Genomic DNA, 19458 nt, shown 5'->3' with positions numbered 1-19458 from the left:
GAACTATCCCGCGACCTATCCGAACACCGCCAGCTACCCTAACCAGACCTATCCTGCCGGCACCTACCCCGCTGGTACTTATCCGGCCAACCAGCAAAACCAGAACCGTTATACCGAGTACGGACGCGTCAGCAACGTGGAAGTGTTCCGCACGCCGGAACAAGCCCGCAGTTCGGGCATAGGCGCCATCCTGGGCGGCGTTGCCGGCGCCGTGGTGGGCCACCAGATCGGCGGCGGAACCGGTAAAGATGTTGCGACCGTGGTTGGCGCTGTCGGCGGCGCCGTCGCCGGCAATGCGATCGAGAATAACCGCAATAACGCCACGGTGCGTGAAACCTATCGTGTGTCTGTGACGCTCGACAACGGCACCGGCCGTGCCTATGACGTGCCGTCCACCGGCGACCTGCGCATTGGCGACCGCGTGAGGATTGAGAACGGCCTGCTGTACCGCATGTAAGCAGGAAGCCCTGAAAAGGCAAGGGGCGGCGCCGGTACCACCGGCTCCGCCCCTTTTTTTGTGCGCTCGCTCAGTGAAGGGTGCCGCTTCCGGGCGTCAGCGGCTCAAGCTTGAAGAAGCCGGTGCCCAGTGAGCCCTGGCCGATTTCGTCTTCGGTGGCTTCGCGCACGGATTCGACCTTGAGCGCCAGCCGGATGGCGATGCCCGCCAGCGGATGGTTGCCGTCAAGCACCACGTGGTCGGGATAAATTTCGGTCACCGTGTAGATGTGTTCAGCCGGTGCCTGCCCACTCCCGCCCTTGGGGAGGGCGGCGCCGTCGAAGGTCATGCCTTCTTCAAGTTCGGCCGGGAAAATTTTGCGCGGCTCCAGGAACACACGGTTTTCGTCGTAGTCGCCGAAGGCGTCTTCGGGCTCCAGGTGCAGCTCAAGCTTGTCGCCGGCTTCATGGCCTTGCAGGGCTTCTTCGACCTTGGCCAGCAGGTCGTCGCCGCCCAGCAGGAACTCGATCGGTTCGTCCAGTTCGTCCAGCACATCGCCCAGGGTGTCTTTCAGCGTCCATGTCAGGGCTACGACGCATTGCGGGGTGATTTTCATCCGACAATTGTCCCATGGATGTAAACCAACCACTAGCGCTCCTTGCCGGCCTGAGCCCGGCGCAATTCATGCGTCGGCACTGGCAAAAAAAGCCGCTCCTCGTGCGCCAGGCCCTGCCTGGATTCCAGCCTGTGCTCAGCCGCGCCGCGCTGTTCAAGCTGGCAGCCGGCGAACAGGTGGAGTCGCGCCTCATCGTCCAGCAGGCCAAGGGCTGGCGCATGAAGCAGGGGCCTTTTGCCTCACGAGGCCTGCCGCCGCTGAGCCAGAAAGCCTGGACTTTGCTGGTGCAGGGCGTGGACCTGCATGACGCGGGGGCGCATGCGCTGCTGCAGCAGTTCCGTTTTGTTCCCGATGCGCGGCTTGACGACTTGATGATCTCGTTTGCCACCGCGGGCGGCGGCGTGGGGCCGCATTTCGACAGCTATGACGTTTTCCTGCTGCAGGCCAGCGGGCGGCGGCGCTGGAAGATAGGGCGGCAAAAAGACCTGAGCCTGCAGGAAGGCGTGCCGTTGAAGATATTGCAGAATTTTGAGCCCGAGCAGGAGTTTGTGCTCGAGGCGGGCGACATGCTCTACCTGCCGCCGCGTTATGCGCATGACGGCATCGCCGAAGCAGCCGTTGCCGGTGACGGCAAGGCGGCCGACTGCATGACCTACTCCATCGGCTTCAGGGCGCCGGGGCGCGGTGAGCTGGCCGCGGAATTGCTGCAGCGCCTGGCTGAATTCGGTGACGATGATGATGAGGAGGAGGGCGCCTCTCGCGGCCGCCGTGGCGCCAAGGCGCCCGACCTGTACCGCGACCCGGGCCAGGAAGCGACGGCCACCCCGGCCGCGTTGCCGGCGGACCTGGCCATCTTCGCCAGCCAGGCCGTCCAGGACGCGCTCAAAGACCCCTTGGCGTTGGGCTGCGCCCTCGGCGAGTACATGACCGAGCCCAAGCCTTCCGTGTGGTTTGACGAAGCCGCGCAGGAATGGGATGAGCACGCCGCACGTGCGGGGCGAGCCGGCGTTCAGCTGGATGCGCGCACCCGCATGATGTATGACGCCGACCATGTGTTTATCAACGGTGAAAGCTACCGGGCCAAAGGCGCTGACGCCACCCTGATGCGCCGCCTGGCCGACAGCCGAAGCCTGGCGCCGCAGGAGTTGCGAAAAGCCGGCGCCTCCGCGATGGCGCTGCTCGCGGATTGGCATGACGCCGGCTGGTTGCGCCAATCGGCACCCGCGGATTCCTGATTCTGGCCATCATCTGTTTTGCCACCCTTGCCAAGGAGACGCTTCATGGACACCGAAACATCACCCACCCCGCCGCAAGCCTTGCCGGAAGGCCGGTTCACCGGACGCACGGAGTTCACGGACATGATTCGCCAGGCTTTTTCCGTGGCGGCGCAGCAGGGTTGGCGCGAAATCATCGTGTGCGACCCGGATTTCGAAGACTGGCCGCTGGGGGAGCGTGTGGTGGTGCAGGCCTTGAACGACTGGTCCAAAACCGGCCGCAAGTTCACCATGCTGGCCGGGAATTACGACGAAGTGCTTAGAAAGCATGCGCGCTTTGTGACATGGCGGCGGACCTGGGCGCACATCGTGGAATGCCGCGCCAGCGCATCGGCCGCCGCCGATGAAACGCCCAGCGCCTTGCTGGGCCCCGGCTGGGTCTTTGAGCGCCTGGACCTGCAGCGTTGCACGGGTGTCGCCGGGTCCGAGCCGGCCCGGCGCGTCGCCTTGAGGGAGCGGCTGAACGAGCGTTTGCTGAAAAGCTCACCGGCCTTTCCCGCGACCACACTGGGGCTCTAGCATTCATGCTGTCATACGCTGTAAGCGGGCCGTCAGTGGGCTTGTTTGTCGTCTCAGGGTTATCCGGACTTGTGCTATCCGGCATATAATTTAAAGCTGGGTAGAAAGAGCTCGAGTCCTTTCCCCGGTCAAAAATAACTTGAATTCCGGTTTGGGTTTCTTTTGGCAATTTCCGGAAATTGTTTTCTTAAATATCACCAAGGATCGTAAAAATGAACAAGTCTCTCGTTTTGGCAGCCATCGTTGCCGCTATTGCACTGGCTGCTTGCGGCAAAAAAGAAGAAGCTCCAGCAGCTGCGCCAGCCGCCGCCGCTCCAGCACCTGCTGCCGACGCATCCGCACCAGCCGCACCTGCTGCTGACGCATCCGCACCAGCCGCCGCCCCATCTGCTGACGCAGCTGCCGCCGCCGCTGCCACTGCTGCTGCCAGCGCTGCGAAGTAATTCTTCAGCGAGTTTAAAAAAGCCGCCGCGAGGCGGCTTTTTTATGGCCGCCAGTTTGTCGGCGCGGCTCAGATGTGAAGCCAGGGAGTACCGACGTCGGGCCTTGCCACAACGATGTCGTTCGCGCCGCAGGACAGCGCCTCGGCCATCAATTCCTGGACCAGTGCGGGCCGGTTGTTTTGCGCGCTCAGGTGCGAGGCCACGAAGTGCTTCAAACCCCCATGAATGACGGCACGCGCGATCTCCGCCGCCGAGGTGTTGGAGAGATGGCCGTACTGGCCGCCCACACGCCGCTTTAAAAAGGGCGGATAGGAAGACCGCGCCAGCATGTCGCTGTCGTGGTTGCATTCGAGCATCAAGGCGTCGCACGCCGTCAAATGTTCCATCACATGCGCCGTGGCGTGCCCAAGGTCCGTCAGGATGCCGAGCTTCGCCGAGCCATCGGTGCAGGTGAGCTGCAGGGGTTCCCTGGCATCATGCGGTACCGTGAATGGCGTGATCCGCATGCCCCCCAGGTCGATGGCTGTGCCGTCGCGGGCGGTGTGCAGCAAACCGTCGAAATCCGGCGCGCCGATGGCGGCATGCGTGCCGTGGCTCATCCAGACGGGAATGCGATAACGCAGCGAGAGTGACCTGGCGCAACCGATGTGGTCGCCGTGCTCGTGCGTGATGAACACCGCATGGATGTCTTCAGGTTGCAGCCCGGCCTCGCCCAGCCGGGAAGTGAGGTGCTTGAGTCCAAGCCCGCAGTCGACGAGGATGCGCATGGGCGCGATCCCCATGGATTCGACCACGGTGCAATTTCCCGAACTGCCGCTGCCCAGGCTTTTGAACCTCAACATGGGCGTCGCGATCGCAGTTCGGGCTCGGGCGGCGGGCCCGGATTACTTGAGGTCGTCGGCGATCACCTGCACGATGCGCTGGGCATTGGCCGACGATTCGGCGGCGCCCTGGGCATTGAGGACGGAGACCGTGGTGCTTTCGCCCTGGCTCTTGACGGCGATGCGGTACTTCAGGGGCGGCACGGCGGCCGGTGAGCCGCTGAACAGCTTGCTGAAGAAGCCGGGCTCGGTCTTCGTGACGGGCTCGACGTAGCGCACGAAGTAGGTGCCCTGGCTGCGGTCGCGGTCTTCGACGGTGAAGCCGGTGCGGTCCAGTGCCAGGCCGACGCGGCGCCAGGCGCGTTCAAAACCTTCGTCGATCTGCACGACGGGCAGGTTGTTGACCGTGGCGATGCGGGATGTCTGCTTGGTGGCGCCCGCAGCTACCAGGGCCCTGGATTCCTCTTGCGTGACACCCAGCTTGACCATCAGGCGGCGCAGGAATTCGGCTTCCAGTTCCGGATCGGCGGGGCGGGGCTGCCAGAGCGTGCTGTCGCCGGCGGCGGTGCTGTTCTTCGCGCCGGTGATGACTTCCACCATGCCGCGATGGCTCACGTAGATTTCGGTGCCGCCGTCGGGGCGGCGTTCCAGCCGGGTGCGGAACTTGTCGCGCTCGCCGGTGGAATAGAGGCCGTCAAATACCTTGCCCAGCGCGCTGCGGATAAAGTCCTGCGGCAGCTTGGCGCGGTTCTCGGCGTAGTCGGTTTCCATGATGCCGAGGTTTTCCTGGTCCTGCGACAGCAGGAAACCGCTTTCGAGCCAGAAATCGCGAACAGGGCTCCAGAGCTTGTCGGCGGGGCGGTTCACGACGAGCCAGCGCTGCGTGCCCGAGCGTTCAATCCGCACGTCGCCGACAGCGGTGGCGGCCGTCTGCACGGCCTGCGTGGGCTGGGCTGTCTGGTAGCTGCTGGCGGACACGGCCGTGCCGGGCACCACATAACGCGTTTCGCGGCTGAGCTGGGTCAGGTCGGGAGGAACGTCCAGGGAAGGACCCTTCGCGCCGCTGGTTTTGTAGTCGACGCGCTCGCCCTCCATCACATCCCTGATGGAGGAGCAGCCGGCGAGCAGGGCGAGGGCAAGCAGTGCGGACACGGCTGCCGCGCTCCGGGCTTTTGAAAATGCAGGACGTGTTGGCGATATCTTCACTTGGGGGTTCCCTTAAAAATCAGATCAGGCAAATCAAATCAGGCCGCAGGCGCGCAATGCGCTTTCCACGGCCGCTTCGTTCGATGTCTCCAGCGGCGTCATGGGCAGGCGCAGCGTGCCGCCGCAAAGACCCATCCGGGCCATGGCCCACTTGACGGGAATCGGGTTGGCCTCGATAAACAGGTTTCTGTGCAGCGGCAGCAGCTTGAGCTGCAGTTCCATGGCGCGTCGGGTGTCGCCCGCCACGGCGGCGACGCACAGTTCGTGCATGAGGCGTGGCGCCACGTTGGCCGTCACGCTGACGTTGCCCTGGCCGCCGCAGAGCATGAGCGCCACGGCGGTCGGGTCGTCGCCCGAATACACGGCAAAGCCCTTGGGGACTTCCTTGATCAGCCACTGCGCGCGCTCGATGTTGCCGGTGGCTTCCTTGATGCCGACGATGCCGGGCACCTGGGCCAGGCGCAGCACGGTGGCATGCGCCATATCGGCCACGCTGCGGCCGGGCACGTTGTACAGCACGGTGGGCAGGTCGCCGACGGCTTCGGCGATCGCCTTGAAATGGCGGTACTGGCCTTCCTGGGTGGGCTTGTTGTAATAGGGGACGACTTGCAACTGGCAGTCGGCGCCCACCTGTTTGGCGAACCTGGCGAGTTCGATCGCTTCGGCGGTCGAATTGGCGCCGCAACCGGCCATGATGGGCACGCGTTTTTTCGCCTGCTCGACTGAAACGCGGATGATTTCGCAGTGCTCCTCGACGTTGACGGTCGGGGATTCGCCGGTGGTGCCGACCACGCCTATGCAGTCGGTGCCCTCAGCGATGTGCCAGTCCACCAGTTTGCGGAGGGTGGGGTAATCTACGCTGCCGTCATCATGCAAGGGTGTTGCCAGTGCAACGATGCTGCCAGTAATGGGTTTCATGCTTTGCTTGTAAACGTTCGCGGCTGAGGAGGGCTTGGCCGCAATAGCCGCCGGCCGGCTCCCAAAAGCCAATCCTGCATTCTACCCAGAGCCTAAGACAGGAAGTAGCGCGGCGGGGCGGGCAAACCCGCAGTCGCGGCGGCTTCGCGGACGGCGGCGACGCGCTGGACGAAGCGCGGCGGGTTTTCATGGAACCCCTCCTCGAAGGCCACCACCCGCAGGCCCGAGCAGATTTCCAGCAATTCGCCGGTGCGCAGCAAAAAATCGGGCCGCGACGGCTTGCCCACGGTCTCGTTGCCTTGCGTAAAAGTTTCGTAAATCAGCGCCCCGCCCGGCGCCAGGCTGGCCAGCAGCGTGGGCAGAAGCGGGCGCCAGAGGTAATTTGTGACCACAACCGCGTCGAACCGGCGGCCCGCAAAAGGCCAGGGTCCGGCTTCAATGTCGGCGACCACGGCCTCGAATGCCTGCGCAGGCATGGATGCCGCGATGAAATCGATGGCCTCCTGCGAGCGGTCCACCAGGACCAGCGGATGGTTTCGCCGCTGAAACCAGCGGGCGTGGCGGCCGTGCCCGCAGGCGACGTCCAGCACCGTGCCGCGCTCGGGGACCAGGTGCGACCAGCGCTGCACCCAGGCGGAGGGCGGCTCCGTTCCATCGGGCTTGGGCCCGGTCAAAGTGGTTTCACCTCGTCCTTGAGCGCGGCCAGCGCCATGGACTCGACCCGGCCCGGCGCGATCAGCTTGAGCCAGCGGCCCAGCTTGCCTTTGGCCGTCATGACGACCTCGCGGTCCCGGCGTGCCATGCCTTGCAGGATCAGCCGGGCGCATTCCTCCACGCTCATGGCGTCGTCTTCCTTGAGCCCGCTGGCGCCCGCGGCCACGCCCGACGCGTTGAAGCCGCGGTGGCGGATGTGGGTGGCGACCACGCCCGGGTAGGCGGTGGTCACGCTGACCCTCGCGCCTTTCATTTCGGCGCGCAGCGCCTCAAAAAAGCCCACCATGGCGAATTTGGTGGCGCTGTAGGCCGTGCGCCCCGGCACGCCGATCAGCCCGGCCAGGCTGGACACGGCCACGATGCTGCCGTGGCGCAGCTTCAAATACGGCAAGGCGGCATGGGTGCACCAGACGCTGCCCCAGAGGTTGATGCGCATCAGCTGTTCGTACCAACCCAGGTCATGAGCTTTGACGTCCTCGAACAGGGCCTGGGCCGACATGCCGGCGTTGTTGATCAGCGCGTCGATGTGCCCGAAGCGGCCGACGGCGGCGTCCACCAGGTGGCGGCACTGGGACTCGACGGACACGTCGGTCTTGACGACCAGGGTCTGCGCGCCGAGCGCGGCGCATTGGCCGGCGACCTCGTGGAGCAGCGCTTCATTGCGTGCCGCCAGCACCAGCGCGACGCCGGCGCCGTGGGTTTTGGCCAGCTGCCGCGCCATTTCGGCGCCTATGCCGTCCGATGCGCCGGTGATGATGATGGTTTTCATGTTGTTGTCTCCCGTTCTGTTGGGGTGGCAGTCCCCGTCACCCCTGCCGCGTCAAGACGCGCTTTCCTAGAAGCAGGCCCAGAGCTGGTTGGCGAGTGTGAACAGGAATTCCGGCCGTGTGTAGAGGGCAAACACCCCCAGCGACGCGATGACCGCGAGCGCCCACAGGCCGGCTTTTCTGGCCATCTCAGGCCCCTTGCGGCACGCCGCCGCGTGCAATCGGTGCCTCGCGCACCGGCAGGTTCACCAGGGCGGCAAACACACCGAGCGCGATGGCGATGTACCAGACGATGTCGTAGCTGCCGGTGCGGTCATATAAATAGCCGCCCAGCCAGACGCCCATGAAAGAGCCGATCTGGTGGCTGAAGAAAATAAAGCCGCCCAGCATCGACAAATGCTGGATGCCGAAGATCTGCGCCACCACGGCATTGGTCGGCGGGATGGTCGACAGCCACAGCAGGCCCATCAGGCTGGCGAAGATGTAGACGCTCAGCGGGCTCAAAGGCGCGGCGATGAACACGGCGATCACCACCGCGCGGGAGAGGTAAATCGTCGCCAGGATTTTCCGCTTGGCGATTTTCTGGCCCAGCGAGCCGGCAATGTAGGTGCCGAAGACATTGAACAGGCCGATCAGCGCCAGCGCGTAGCTGGCCACTTGCGGCGACAAGCCCTTGTCCTTGAGGTAGCTGGGCATGTGCACGCCGATGAACACCACCTGGAAGCCGCAGACGAAGTAGCCCGCCATCAGCAGCTGGAAGCTCGGGTACTTGAAGGCCTCGCGCAGCGCCTGGCCTATGGTCTGCTCGCGTTTGGCGGGCTGGCCGCCGGCAAAGCCGCCTTCGCGCAGGCCCAGCGCCAGCGGGGCAATCAGCAGTACCGCGCCGCTGAGCACCAGCAGCGCTTCTTTCCAGCCCAGGCCGCTGATCAGGAAACCTTCGACCGGCACCATCAGGAACTGGCCGAAGGAACCCGCCGCCGCGGCCACGCCCATGGCCCAGGAGCGTTTGTCGGCCGAGATGTTGCGGCCTATCACGCCGTAAATGACGGCGTAGGTGGTGCCGGCCTGCGCCGCGCCTATCAGCACCCCGGCCGTCATGGTGAACAGGAAACCCGTGGGCGACAGCGCCATGCCCACCAGGCCCAGCGCGTACAGCAAGGCGCCCACCACGATCACGCGGGAAGCGCCGAAGCGGTCGGCCGCCATGCCGGCGAAGATGCCGAACACGCCCCAGGACAGGTTCTGCACCGCCAGCGCGAAGGCAAAGGTCTCGCGCGTCCAGCCCTGGGCCTGGGTGATGGGCTGCAGCCACAGCCCGAAGCCGTGGCGTATGCCCATGGACAGCGTGACGATGGTGGCGCCGCAGATCAGCACCTGGAGCATCGAGAGTTTTTTGGTGTCGGTAGTCATGGCTGGGCCGCCGCAGGCGGCGAAAAAAGACTGCGAAATGGCGGGAAGCGCGCGATCCTTCGACTGTAACGAAAATGGCGAAGCGTTGCCGCGAGGCTTCTTCGTTCCGGCGTTCGGATTAGTCGGGCTGTACGTTCATACAGTGACTTTTGCGGCCCGGACTACAATTGCGCCAATTCTTTCATCTGCCATGGCCGACAAACTACCCAACGATTATTCCGAAGGCTCGATCCGCGTGCTCAAGGGCCTGGAGCCCGTCAAGCAGCGCCCGGGCATGTACACGCGCACCGACAACCCCCTGCACATCATCCAGGAGGTGCTGGACAACTCCGCCGACGAGGCCCTAGCCGGCCACGGCAAGAAGATCAAGGTCACGCTGCACACCGACGGCTCGGTCAGCATCGACGACGACGGCCGCGGCATTCCCTTCGGCCTGCACCCGGAAGAAAAGGTGCCGGTCATCGAGATCGTCTACACCCGCTTGCACGCCGGCGGCAAGTTCGACAAGGGCAAGGGCGGCGCCTACAGCTTCTCGGGCGGCCTGCACGGCGTGGGCGTCAGCGTGACCAACGCGCTGTCCAAACGGCTGGAAGTCACCTCCTACCGCGAAGGCATGGTCGCCCGCCTGGTGTTCTCGGGCGGCGACGTCATCGAAAAGCTGGACCTGCGCAAAAACGGCGAAGGCGACCGCAAGACCGGCACCACCGTGCGCGCCTGGCCCGACGCCAAGTACTTCGAGTCGTCGGCACTGCCCATGGCCGAGCTCACGCATTTGCTGCGCAGCAAGGCCGTGCTCATGCCCGGCGTCACCGTCACGCTGACCAACGAGAAGACCAAGGACACCCAGACCTGGTCTTACAAAGGCGGCCTGCGCGACTACCTGATGCAGACGCTCACGGGCGACCCGGTCATCCCGATGTTCGAAGGCGAAGGCTTTGCCGACGCCCAGCACGACAGCTTTGCCGAAGGCGAGGGCGCTCAGTGGTGCGTGGCCTTCACCGAAGACGGCCAGCCGGTGCGCGAGAGCTACGTCAACCTGATCCCCACCAGCGCCGGCGGCACCCATGAAAGCGGCCTGCGAGACGGCCTCTTCAATGCCGTCAAGAGCTTTATCGACCTGCATTCGCTGCTGCCCAAGGGCGTCAAGCTGCTGCCCGAAGACGTTTTTGCCCGCGCCAGCTACGTGCTGAGCGCCAAGGTGCTGGACCCGCAATTCCAGGGCCAGATCAAGGAACGCCTGAATTCCCGTGATGCCGTGCGGCTGGTTTCCAGCTTTGTGCGGCCCACCATGGAGCTGTGGCTCAACCAGCACGTCGACTACGGCCGCAAGCTGGCCGAACTCGCCATCAAGGCCGCCCAAACCCGCCAGAAGGCCGGCCAGAAGGTCGAAAAACGCAAGGGTTCCGGCGTCGCCGTGTTGCCCGGCAAGCTGACCGACTGCGAAAGCCGCGACCTGGCGCACAACGAAGTCTTCCTGGTCGAGGGCGATTCGGCCGGCGGCAGCGCCAAAATGGGGCGCGACAAGGAAAGCCAGGCCATCCTGCCGCTGCGCGGCAAGGTGCTCAATACCTGGGAGGTCGAGCGCGACCGCCTGTTCGCCAACACCGAAATCCACGACATCGCGGTCGCCATCGGCGTCGACCCGCACGGCCCGAACGACACCCCCGACCTTTCCGGCCTGCGCTACGGCAAGGTCTGCATCCTGAGCGACGCCGATGTGGACGGCTCCCATATCCAGGTGCTGCTGTTGACCCTGTTTTTCCGCCATTTCCCTAAATTGATCGAATCGGGTAATGTCTATGTGGCGCGGCCGCCGCTTTTCCGGGTGGATGCGCCCGCGCGCGGTAAAAAGCCGGCTTCCAAGGTCTATGCCCTTGATGAAGGCGAATTGACCGCCATATTGGATAAATTGCGCAAGGACGGCGTGCGCGAAGGCGCCTGGAGTATCAGCCGCTTCAAGGGCCTGGGCGAAATGAATGCGGAACAACTCTGGGAAACCACACTCAATCCGGATACCCGCCGTTTGTTGCCCGTGCAATTGGGCAACCAGGATTTCCTGCAAACCGAGACCCTGATCACCAAGCTGATGGGCAAGGGCGAAGCTGCGGCGCGCCGCGAACTGATGGAGTTGCACGGCGATGCCGTGGAAATTGATATTTGATGAAACTGCCTGAGATTTTTTATTCCTTTTTGCGGCGGCCCCTGCGCGCGCTGGGCCTGCCCCTCATGGCCATGGGCCTGGCCGCACTGTTCGCGGCGCCCGCGCACGCCGACATCTGGGGCTATGTCGACAAAGACGGCATCGCGCACTTTTCGGCGGCCCGGCTCGATGAGCGTTATGAGCTGTTCTTCCGCGGCGGCGAAAGCTTCAGCGCCGGCGACAACACCGCCCGAAGCGGCCGGGCCGTGGGCAGCGGCGCCAACCGCGCCACCGGCGTGGCCGCCGCGCCGCCCAAGCTGCTGGCTTACTTCGACGTGTCGCCCAATTACAAAGCCGTCAAGCATTTGCTGCGCGAAGCTTCCGCCACGCACGGCATCGACTACGAACTGCTGCAGGCGCTGATCGCCACCGAATCGGGCTTCAACACCCAGGCCGTCTCGCCCAAGGGCGCGGTCGGCCTGATGCAGCTGATTCCGCCCACGGCCGAGCGTTATGGCGTGCGGGCCAGCAAGGATTCCACGGTCCACAAAAAACTCACCGACCCCAAGACCAACATCCGGGCCGGCTCCAGCTACCTCAGCGACCTGATCGCCATGTTCCCCGGCCAGCTCGAGCTGGCGATTGCCGCCTACAACGCCGGCGAGGGCGCCGTGCAGCGCGCGGGCAACAAGATTCCCAATTACCCCGAAACCAAAAACTACGTCAAGACCGTGATGCAGCTCTACAACCACCTCAAGCCGCCCAGCATGATGGGCGGGTCCGGCGGCGGTCGCGTCCGCATGGAGATGATGGGCGGCAGCACGGGCCGCGGCAACATGGTGCCGACCACGGTCGCGTCCACCGCCTCGCCAGAGGCTGCACCCGAGCGGAACTGAGGCGGTGCACCTGGCGCTTCGCCGGCATCCCCGGAAATCCCAAGACCGGCAGCCCGAAAGCGGCTCTCCCCGATTTTTCTTTCGTAACTTTCGCAATCCTGTACCGGCCGCGCCAGTGCGCACCGGCCCGGCCTAACCTGACCCAGCAGCCAATTCAAATTCACGATGGATCTCTTTACACCGGACGCAGTCGCCCCCCTTCCTCCCGAACCCGCAGACCAGGATTCGCTCGCCGCGTACGCGCAGCGGGCCTACCTTGAATACGCCCTCAGCGTCGTCAAGGGCCGGGCCTTGCCCGACGTCTGCGACGGCCAGAAACCGGTGCAGCGCCGCATTCTGTACGCGATGCACCGGATGGGGCTGTCGTTCACCAATGCCGCGCCTTCTGGCCCGAAGGCGCGCAAAAGCGCCAAGGTGGTAGGCGATGTGCTGGGCAATTTCCACCCGCACGGCGATACCGCCGCTTACGACGCGCTGGTGCGGATGGCGCAGGATTTCAGCCTGCGCTACCCGCTGATCGACGGCCAGGGAAATTTCGGCAGCCGTGATGGCGACGGCGCGGCCGCCATGCGCTATACCGAGGCGCGCCTGAGCCCGATCGCGCGTCTGCTGCTTGACGAAATTGATGAGGGCACCGTCAATTTCATGCCGAACTATGACGGCACCACGGAGGAGCCCAAACTGTTGCCGGCACGCCTGCCATTTGCGCTGCTCAACGGCGCCAGCGGCATTGCCGTGGGCCTGGCCACTGAAATTCCCAGCCACAACCTGCGCGAAGTGGCCGATGCCTGCGTCGCGCTGATCAAGACGCCCAAGCTGGCCGATGAAGAACTTTATGCGCTGATCGCCGGGCCCGACTACCCCGGTGGCGGGCAGATCATCTCCAGCGCGGCTGAAATCGCGGCGGCCTACAACACCGGCCGTGGTTCACTCAAGGTGCGTGCGCGGTGGAAGATTGAAGAACTGGCACGCGGCCAGTGGCAACTGGTGGTCACAGAACTCCCGCCCGGCGTAAGCACGCAAAAAGTGCTGGAAGAGATCGAAGAGATCACCAACCCGAAAATCAAGACCGGTAAAAAAGCCCTGAGCCAGGACCAGGTGCAGCTCAAGCAGACCGTGCTGGCCGTGCTCGACGTGGTGCGCGACGAATCCAGCAAGGACGCCGCCGTGCGCCTGGTGCTCGAGCCCAAGACCAGCAAGATCAGCCAGTCCGAACTCATTAACACCTTGCTGGCCAACACCAGCCTGGAAAGCTCCTCGTCCATCAACCTGACCATGGTCGGGCTGGACGGCAGGCCGACGCAGAAAAACCTGCGCCAGATGCTGACCGAATGGATCGAGTTCCGCCAGACCACGGTGCAGCGGCGTTCGCAGTACCGCCTCGACAAAGTGCTGGCCCGCATCCACATCCTCGAAGGGCGGCAGCTGGTGCTGCTCAACATCGATGAAGTGATCGCCATCATCCGCCAGTCGGACGAACCCAAGGCTGCGCTGATTGCGCGCTTCAGGCTGACCGACATCCAGGCCGATGACATTCTCGACATCCGCCTGCGCCAGCTTGCACGGCTGGAAGCCATCAAGATCGAGCAGGAGCTCAAGACCCTGCGTGAAGAGCAGGGAAAGCTCGAGGAAATCCTGGGCAGCCCGGCGGCGCTCAAGCGCCTGCTGATCAAGGAGATTGAGGCCGACGCCAAGCAGTTCGCCGACCCGCGCCGCACGCTGATCCAGGCCGAGAAAAAAGCCGTGCTCGAAGTCAAGGTGCTCGACGAACCCGTGACCGTGGTCATCAGCGACAGGGGCTGGGTGCGCGCGCGCAGCGGCCATGGCCATGACCCGGCGGGCTTTGCCTTCAAGGCCGGCGACGGCCTCTACGGCACCTATGAATGCCGCACCGTCGACACCCTGCTGGCCTTCGGCTCGCGCGGCCGGATTTATTCGGTGCCGGTGTCCCTGCTGCCCGGCGCGCGCGGCGATGGCCAGCCCATCACCACGCTGATCGACCTGGAATCCGGCACGCAACTGGTGCACTACTTCGCCGGCCCGGCCAATGCCGCGCTGCTGCTCAGCGCCAGCGGCGGCTACGGTTTCCTGGCTACGGTCGAGAACATGACGTCCCGCCTCAAGGCCGGCAAGGCCTTTATCAGCTGCGCCGAAGGCGAAACCATCTGCAGGCCTTCGCACGCCGCCTTCAGCAGCGGCACCACGCCCCTGGTGCCGGCCACGCATGTGGCCTGCGCCTCCACGGGCGGCCGCATCCTGACCTTTGAAATCGGCGAACTCAAAATGCAGTCCGCCGGCGGGCGCGGCCTGATGCTTATCGACCTCGAAGCCAAGGACACCCTGGCCGGCGCGGCAGCTTACACCCGCAGCGTGAAGATCGAAGGCATAGGCCGCGGCGGCAAGGCGCGCGAGGAAACGCTGGAAATCCGCACGCTCAACAATGCCCGCGCCGCGCGCGCGCGCAAAGGCAAGGCGGCCGACCTGGGCTTCAAGCCCACCGGCATCACGCGCGTCGAATAATTGCAGGCCCGTAGCTGCGTGCTACGGGCGTTTGCATCTCAAGCCGCGAGCAGCGATTCGAGTTTCTTCAGGCCCGCCACCGTTTCCAGGCAGGCCTGCGCCACTTCCTTGCCCTTGGTCAGGAAGTGCGCGGTGAAGAACCTGCGGTGCTCTTCATGCTCATGGAAATGCTGCGGCGTCAGCACCGCTGAAAACACCGGCACGCCGGTTTCCAGCTGTATGCCCATCAGCGCGCTGATGACCGCATCGGCGACGAACTCATGGCGGTAGATGCCGCCGTCCACCACCAGCCCGCAGCAGACGATGCCCGCATAACGGCCCGACTGCGCGAGTTTTTTGGCGTGCAGCGGGATCTCGAAGGCGCCCGGCACTTCAAAGGTGTCTATGGATTCGGCGCCCACGCCTTGCCTGGCCATTTCGGCGAGGAAAGCGCCGCGCCCCTGGTCCACGATGTCTTCGTGCCAGGACGACTGGATAAAGGCGAAACGTGCCTTGGGAGCGCCAGCGGAATGCATGGCGGAAGGGGAAGCAACTGAACTGTTTGTCTGACTCATGGATGGCCTCTGTAGGTGTTACCAGAATCAGGGCGCACGAGCCTGCGGCCGGCCGTGAGCGCGCAGGCGCCCACGGCACAGCCGTTTGCATCGCGCTCTCTTTCATCCGGACTGTGACCGTCGGCTTCGGAGTTGAACCGAATCTGCTGACCCCGCCCCTCGGTGAAGAGGGGCGGGCGCTCGCGGGCTGATGCAGTTGCCTGCAAACACCGCCGGTGGGGAATTTCACCCCGCCCTGAGAACGCTGCCCCGGCACAAAGGCCGGGACCGCTGAAGTTTAAGCCGCGCGGGATGGCGACGCCCGCCGCGGGCCGGCTGCCCCGTCGGGCTGTGCGGGTTTGACGGGTTTGAGAGGCGCGCCAACGCAATAGGGCCAATAGGGCTCCCGCGTGTGGGGATATCCGGGTTTCCCCTGTGGGCGCCTGAAACCGGTTTCATACAATCAGCTCTTTGATTGAAACCGCGTGCGATCAGGTCGAACTGAACTGCGCAGGCCCCTGTTCATGAATTACCAATTCCAGTTCGATGCCGTTTTTGCCGCCTGGCCGCTGCTGCTCAAAGGCACGTGGATCACCATCCAGCTATCCCTCATTGCCACGGCGCTGGGCCTCGTCGTCGCCATCGTGTGCGCCTGGGGCAAGACCTCCGGGCCGGCCTGGCTGCGCTTTGTCATCAACGCCTACATCGAGGTGATCCGCAACACCCCGTTCCTGGTCCAGCTGTTTTTCTTTTTCTTCGCCTTGCCGGCCATAGGCCTGCGCTGGTCGCCCTACACATCCGCGCTCACGGCCATGGTGATCAACCTCGGCGCCTACGCCACGGAAATCATCCGCGCCGGCATCGAGTCCATTCCCAAGGGCCAGATCGAGGCGGGCCGCGCGCTCAACCTCAAGCCCTGGGAAATCTTCCGCTTTGTCATCATCAAGCCCGCGCTCAAGGCGATTTACCCGGCGCTGACCAGCCAGTTCATCCTGCTGATGCTCAGCTCGGCCGTGGTGTCGGTGATCTCGGCCGACGACCTGACCTCGGTCGCCGCCAACCTGCAGTCGCAAACCTTCCGCAGCTTTGAGATCTACATCGTGGTGGCCGCGATTTACCTGGCGCTGGCGCTGGCGTTCTCGGGCCTGTTCAAGCTGATCTACCGGCACACGCTCAACTACCCGGACCGCCGATAGGCCCGGAGGAAACACACATGCGTACCTTCGGTTTTCCTGAATTCCTTTTCATCCTTGAAGCGGCCAAGTGGACGCTGGCCCTGTCGGCCATCGCCTTCATAGGCGGCGCGCTGCTGGGCCTGGTGATGGCGCTCGCGCGCACCTCCGACAACAAGCCGCTGCGCGGCGCCGCCGTGGCCTACATCCAGGTGTTCCAGGGCACGCCGCTGCTGCTGCAACTCTTCCTGATCTTTTTCGGCGCGCCTATCCTCGGGCTGGACATCAACCCATGGATTGCCGCCGGCGCGGCGCTGATCCTCAACAGCGCGGCCTTCCTGGCGGAGATCTGGCGCGGCTGCATCGAGGCCGTCCCGGCCGGCCAGGTCGAGGCCGCCAAAGCCCTCAACCTCAAGTACTTCTCGCGCATGCGCTACGTGGTCCTGCCGCAAGCTTTCAAGATCGCCGTGCCGCCCACCGTGGGTTATGTGGTGCAGATCATCAAGGGCACCTCGCTGGCCGCCATCATCGGTTTTGCCGAAATCACGCGCGCCGGGCAGATCATCAACAACGCCACCTTCCAGCCGCTCTATGTGTTCACCAGCGTGGCCGCGATTTATTTCGTGATCTGCTGGCCGCTGTCGCTGCTGGCCGCGCGCATGGAGCGCCGCCAGGCCCTGGCGACGGCGCGCTGACCCCATTCCTTATTCCGTTCCCGTTCCCCGCAAACCCAAGGAGACTTTGACATGACCCGTTCCCTCACCAACCGCCGCTTTGCCACCGGCGCCATCGCCGCCCTGAGCCTGGGCGCCGCGCTGACCGCATTCGCGCCTTTCGCCGCCGCCCAATCCGTCGCGGACCTGAAGAAAAAAGGCGAGATCACCATCGGCATGCTGGTGGACTTCCCGCCCTACGGCACCACCAACGCGCAAAACCAGCCCGACGGCTACGACGCCGACGTGGCGAAACTGCTGGGCAAGGACTGGGGCATCAAGGTCAACATCGTCCCCGTCACCGGCCCCAACCGCATTCCCTTCCTGCTGACCAACAAGGTCGACCTGCTGGTGGCCTCGCTGGCCATCACGCCCGAGCGCGCCAAGCAGGTCAACTTCTCGCATCCCTATGCCGCCGCCACCATCGTGCTCTACGGCAAAACCGCCACCACCATCAAGTCGGCCGCCGACCTGAAGCCGCTGCGCGTGGGTGTGGCCCGTGCGTCGACGCAAGACATCGCGGTGACCAAGGCAGCGCCTGAAGGCACCGAAATCCGCCGCTTTGACGACGACGCATCCGCCATGCAGGCGCTGCTGTCGGGCCAGGTTGATGCGATCGGCTGCTCGGTCACCGTCGCGGCGCAGATCGCCAAGCGCGCACCCGCCAACACCTATGAAAACAAGTTCACCCTGGTGCAACAGGCCATGGGCATCGCCGTGCGCCCCGGCCAGGACGACGTGCTGAAAAGCGTCAACGAATTCGTCGCCAAGAACACCGCCAACGGCGAGCTCAACAAGCTCTACCAGAAGTGGCTGGGCGCCGACCTGCCCAAGCTGAACTGAGCTGACTGGGTAAGGTACTGAACTTCGCCCGCCGCGCGGCGGGCGAAGGGTGCTGAACAGTTGAAAGATTGAAAAGATTGAAAGCAGAGAGCATGACGGAAAAAGCCAGCACACCGACCGGGCAGGACGGCAACGCCGAACCCATCATCCGCATGGAAGCGGTGAACAAATGGTATGGCGAGTTCCAGGTACTCGCGGGCATAGACCTGAGCGTGCGGGCCGGTGAGCGCATCGTGATTTGCGGGCCGTCGGGCTCCGGCAAGTCCACGCTGATCCGCTGCATCAACCGGCTGGAGACCGTGCAGAAGGGCCGCATCGTCGTGGACGGCATAGACCTCACGGCAGGCGGCAAAAACGTCGACTCCGTGCGCGCCGAAGTCGGCATGGTGTTCCAGCAGTTCAACCTGTTCCCGCACTTGACCATCCTGGAGAACTGCACGCTGGCGCCCATGCGCTCGCGCAACATGAGCCAGGCCGAGGCGGAAGAGGTCGCGATGAAATACCTCACGCGCGTGCGCATTCCGGAACAGGCGAAGAAGTACCCCAGCCAGCTGTCCGGAGGGCAGCAGCAGCGCGTGGCCATTGCGCGCGCGCTGTGCATGTCGCCCAAGATCATGCTGTTCGACGAGCCCACGTCGGCGCTGGACCCGGAGATGGTCAAGGAAGTGCTGGACACCATGATCGGCCTGGCCGAAGACGGCATGACCATGCTCTGCGTCACGCATGAAATGGGTTTTGCCCGCAGCGTGGCCGACCGCGTGATTTTTATGGCCGAAGGCAGCATCGTCGAGCAGGCGCCTCCCGCCGAGTTCTTCAGCAAGCCGCAACACGAAAAAACACGCCAGTTCCTGGGCCAGATCCTCAGCTCGCACCAGGGGCATTGACGGAGGCCGCCCTGGTTTCACTGCCCTGGTGCGGTATGGCCAGGCCCGGCCGCGTGCCCTTGAATTCCCCTGACCGGTGACGGCGCCGTTGCCACCCTTCGCGCGAAAACCGCCTACATCCGCAACGCTGAACCATGACATCACCCACCCCTCCAGCTTCCGCCTTCGACGTTGCCCTGTTCGGTGAAGCCATGCTGCTGCTGGTTGCCGACAAGCCGGGCCCGATTGAGAACGCCACGTCTTTTTTCAAGCGCACGGCAGGCGCCGAAACCAATGCGGCCATCGGCCTGTCGCGCCTGGGCCTGAAGGTCGGCTGGGCCAGCCGCCTGGGCACCGACTCCATGGGCCGCGCCTTGCTGGCCACCATGCAAGCCGAAGGCATCGATTGCTCGCATGTGATCTGCGACGCATCGCAGCGCACCGGCTTCCAGTTCAAGGGGCGCGTTACCGACGGCAGCGATCCCCCGGTGGAATACCACCGCAAGGGCTCGGCCGCCAGCCACATGGCGCCCGCCGACGTCGACGAAGACTGGCTGCGTTCGGCGCGCCACCTGCACGCCACCGGCGTGTTCGCCGCCATCTCCGCGACCAGCCTGCAGGCCGCGCACAAGACGCTGGACGTGATGCGCGCCG

The 19458-nt window shown here is 64.5% G+C and carries 20 protein-coding genes and 1 riboswitch; of the genes, 12 read left to right on the top strand and 8 right to left on the bottom strand.

Annotated elements, in window-relative coordinates:
- Positions 1-457: glycine zipper 2TM domain-containing protein (locus tag ACLV8F_RS23700; protein ID WP_411886652.1), on the top strand; the 457-nt coding region annotated here is incomplete at its 5' end.
- 70 nt (positions 458-527) lie between these two features.
- On the opposite strand, the gene ACLV8F_RS23695 is transcribed toward ACLV8F_RS23700, so the two are convergent.
- The gene (locus ACLV8F_RS23695) at positions 528-1052 is read right to left on the bottom strand and encodes an FKBP-type peptidyl-prolyl cis-trans isomerase (protein WP_411886651.1); all 525 of its coding nucleotides are present in this window, start codon (positions 1050-1052) and stop codon (positions 528-530) included.
- Positions 1053-1066: 14 nt separating this feature from the next.
- Here ACLV8F_RS23695 and ACLV8F_RS23690 point away from each other — a divergent pair, with 14 nt between their 5' ends.
- From ACLV8F_RS23690 to ACLV8F_RS23680, 3 genes are all read left to right on the top strand, one after another.
- Positions 1067-2287, top strand: a complete 1221-nt coding sequence (locus ACLV8F_RS23690) for a JmjC domain-containing protein (RefSeq protein WP_411886650.1) — start codon at positions 1067-1069, stop codon at positions 2285-2287.
- A gap of 45 nt (positions 2288-2332) precedes the next feature.
- Positions 2333-2845, top strand: coding sequence for a hypothetical protein (locus ACLV8F_RS23685; RefSeq protein WP_411886649.1), 513 nt, complete (start codon positions 2333-2335; stop codon positions 2843-2845).
- 212 nt (positions 2846-3057) lie between these two features.
- A complete protein-coding gene (locus tag ACLV8F_RS23680; RefSeq protein ID WP_411886648.1) occupies positions 3058-3288 on the top strand; it encodes a hypothetical protein in 231 nt (76 codons plus the stop codon).
- A 68-nt stretch (positions 3289-3356) separates the two neighbouring features.
- On the opposite strand, the gene ACLV8F_RS23675 is transcribed toward ACLV8F_RS23680, so the two are convergent.
- The 6 genes from ACLV8F_RS23675 to ACLV8F_RS23650 all read right to left on the bottom strand — a co-directional run bounded on the left by ACLV8F_RS23675 (position 3357) and on the right by ACLV8F_RS23650 (position 9124).
- Positions 3357-4130 carry an MBL fold metallo-hydrolase gene (locus ACLV8F_RS23675; RefSeq protein WP_411886647.1) on the bottom strand — a complete coding sequence of 258 codons (774 nt, stop codon included), beginning with the start codon at positions 4128-4130 and terminating at the stop codon, positions 3357-3359.
- Positions 4131-4172: 42 nt separating this feature from the next.
- Positions 4173-5261: an outer membrane protein assembly factor BamC gene (gene bamC / locus ACLV8F_RS23670; RefSeq protein ID WP_411886646.1), complete on the bottom strand. Its 1089-nt coding sequence runs from the start codon at positions 5259-5261 to the stop codon at positions 4173-4175.
- An 87-nt stretch (positions 5262-5348) separates the two neighbouring features.
- Positions 5349-6233: a 4-hydroxy-tetrahydrodipicolinate synthase gene (dapA, locus tag ACLV8F_RS23665; RefSeq protein ID WP_411886645.1), complete on the bottom strand. Its 885-nt coding sequence runs from the start codon at positions 6231-6233 to the stop codon at positions 5349-5351.
- A 92-nt stretch (positions 6234-6325) separates the two neighbouring features.
- Positions 6326-6907, bottom strand: a complete 582-nt coding sequence (locus ACLV8F_RS23660; RefSeq protein ID WP_411886644.1) for a class I SAM-dependent methyltransferase — start codon at positions 6905-6907, stop codon at positions 6326-6328.
- Complete coding sequence (locus ACLV8F_RS23655; RefSeq protein WP_411886643.1) at positions 6904-7716, bottom strand: SDR family oxidoreductase; 813 nt, start codon at positions 7714-7716, stop codon at positions 6904-6906. The genes ACLV8F_RS23660 and ACLV8F_RS23655 overlap by 4 nt, the downstream gene beginning before the upstream one ends.
- Before the next feature lie 187 nt (positions 7717-7903).
- A complete protein-coding gene (locus ACLV8F_RS23650; protein WP_411886642.1) occupies positions 7904-9124 on the bottom strand; it encodes an MFS transporter in 1221 nt (406 codons plus the stop codon).
- Positions 9125-9314: 190 nt separating this feature from the next.
- Here ACLV8F_RS23650 and ACLV8F_RS23645 point away from each other — a divergent pair, with 190 nt between their 5' ends.
- From ACLV8F_RS23645 to parC, 3 genes are all read left to right on the top strand, one after another.
- A complete protein-coding gene (locus tag ACLV8F_RS23645; RefSeq protein WP_411886641.1) occupies positions 9315-11285 on the top strand; it encodes a DNA topoisomerase IV subunit B in 1971 nt (656 codons plus the stop codon).
- Entirely contained in the window at positions 11285-12160 is an 876-nt protein-coding gene (locus ACLV8F_RS23640; protein WP_411886640.1) for a lytic transglycosylase domain-containing protein, read from the top strand. Before ACLV8F_RS23645 ends, ACLV8F_RS23640 begins: the two co-directional genes overlap by 1 nt.
- Positions 12161-12325: 165 nt before the next feature.
- Positions 12326-14680, top strand: a complete 2355-nt coding sequence (parC, locus tag ACLV8F_RS23635; protein WP_411886639.1) for a DNA topoisomerase IV subunit A — start codon at positions 12326-12328, stop codon at positions 14678-14680.
- Between the two features lie 38 nt (positions 14681-14718).
- Here parC and ACLV8F_RS23630 read toward each other — a convergent pair whose 3' ends face one another.
- Entirely contained in the window at positions 14719-15234 is a 516-nt protein-coding gene (locus ACLV8F_RS23630; protein WP_411886638.1) for a 6,7-dimethyl-8-ribityllumazine synthase, read from the bottom strand.
- A 90-nt stretch (positions 15235-15324) separates the two neighbouring features.
- Positions 15325-15481, bottom strand: a riboswitch (FMN riboswitch).
- Between the two features lie 256 nt (positions 15482-15737).
- Between ACLV8F_RS23630 and ACLV8F_RS23625 the strand changes: the two genes are divergently transcribed.
- The 5 genes from ACLV8F_RS23625 to ACLV8F_RS23605 form a co-directional block, all read left to right on the top strand.
- On the top strand, positions 15738-16409 hold the full coding sequence (locus ACLV8F_RS23625) for an amino acid ABC transporter permease (RefSeq protein WP_411886637.1): 672 nt from the start codon (positions 15738-15740) through the stop codon (positions 16407-16409).
- Between the two features lie 17 nt (positions 16410-16426).
- Complete coding sequence (locus ACLV8F_RS23620; RefSeq protein ID WP_411886636.1) at positions 16427-17080, top strand: amino acid ABC transporter permease; 654 nt, start codon at positions 16427-16429, stop codon at positions 17078-17080.
- A gap of 51 nt (positions 17081-17131) precedes the next feature.
- Positions 17132-17941: a transporter substrate-binding domain-containing protein gene (locus ACLV8F_RS23615; protein ID WP_411886635.1), complete on the top strand. Its 810-nt coding sequence runs from the start codon at positions 17132-17134 to the stop codon at positions 17939-17941.
- A 92-nt stretch (positions 17942-18033) separates the two neighbouring features.
- Positions 18034-18825, top strand: coding sequence for an amino acid ABC transporter ATP-binding protein (locus tag ACLV8F_RS23610; protein WP_411886634.1), 792 nt, complete (start codon positions 18034-18036; stop codon positions 18823-18825).
- Positions 18826-18959: 134 nt separating this feature from the next.
- Positions 18960-19458: PfkB family carbohydrate kinase (locus ACLV8F_RS23605; protein WP_411886633.1), on the top strand; the 499-nt coding region annotated here is incomplete at its 3' end.

Source organism: Polaromonas sp. YR568 (assembly GCF_943369675.1).
Classification (GTDB): Bacteria; Pseudomonadota; Gammaproteobacteria; order Burkholderiales; family Burkholderiaceae_C; genus Polaromonas.
Note: the sequence above shows the minus strand (reverse complement) of the source record. Positions and strands in the feature narration are given on the sequence as shown.

Coding starts and splice junctions, on each gene's coding strand:
- ACLV8F_RS23680 (WP_411886648.1), top strand. CDS start 3,058: ATGAACAAGTCTCTCGTTTTGGCAGCCATCGTTGCCGCTATTGCACTG.
- ACLV8F_RS23645 (WP_411886641.1), top strand. CDS start 9,315: ATGGCCGACAAACTACCCAACGATTATTCCGAAGGCTCGATCCGCGTG.
- ACLV8F_RS23655 (WP_411886643.1), bottom strand. CDS start 7,716: ATGAAAACCATCATCATCACCGGCGCATCGGACGGCATAGGCGCCGAA.
- ACLV8F_RS23640 (WP_411886640.1), top strand. CDS start 11,285: ATGAAACTGCCTGAGATTTTTTATTCCTTTTTGCGGCGGCCCCTGCGC.
- ACLV8F_RS23675 (WP_411886647.1), bottom strand. CDS start 4,130: ATGTTGAGGTTCAAAAGCCTGGGCAGCGGCAGTTCGGGAAATTGCACC.
- ACLV8F_RS23625 (WP_411886637.1), top strand. CDS start 15,738: ATGAATTACCAATTCCAGTTCGATGCCGTTTTTGCCGCCTGGCCGCTG.
- ACLV8F_RS23610 (WP_411886634.1), top strand. CDS start 18,034: ATGACGGAAAAAGCCAGCACACCGACCGGGCAGGACGGCAACGCCGAA.
- ACLV8F_RS23690 (WP_411886650.1), top strand. CDS start 1,067: ATGGATGTAAACCAACCACTAGCGCTCCTTGCCGGCCTGAGCCCGGCG.
- ACLV8F_RS23620 (WP_411886636.1), top strand. CDS start 16,427: ATGCGTACCTTCGGTTTTCCTGAATTCCTTTTCATCCTTGAAGCGGCC.
- ACLV8F_RS23695 (WP_411886651.1), bottom strand. CDS start 1,052: ATGAAAATCACCCCGCAATGCGTCGTAGCCCTGACATGGACGCTGAAA.
- ACLV8F_RS23615 (WP_411886635.1), top strand. CDS start 17,132: ATGACCCGTTCCCTCACCAACCGCCGCTTTGCCACCGGCGCCATCGCC.
- ACLV8F_RS23650 (WP_411886642.1), bottom strand. CDS start 9,124: ATGACTACCGACACCAAAAAACTCTCGATGCTCCAGGTGCTGATCTGC.
- parC (WP_411886639.1), top strand. CDS start 12,326: ATGGATCTCTTTACACCGGACGCAGTCGCCCCCCTTCCTCCCGAACCC.
- ACLV8F_RS23685 (WP_411886649.1), top strand. CDS start 2,333: ATGGACACCGAAACATCACCCACCCCGCCGCAAGCCTTGCCGGAAGGC.
- ACLV8F_RS23630 (WP_411886638.1), bottom strand. CDS start 15,234: ATGAGTCAGACAAACAGTTCAGTTGCTTCCCCTTCCGCCATGCATTCC.
- dapA (WP_411886645.1), bottom strand. CDS start 6,233: ATGAAACCCATTACTGGCAGCATCGTTGCACTGGCAACACCCTTGCAT.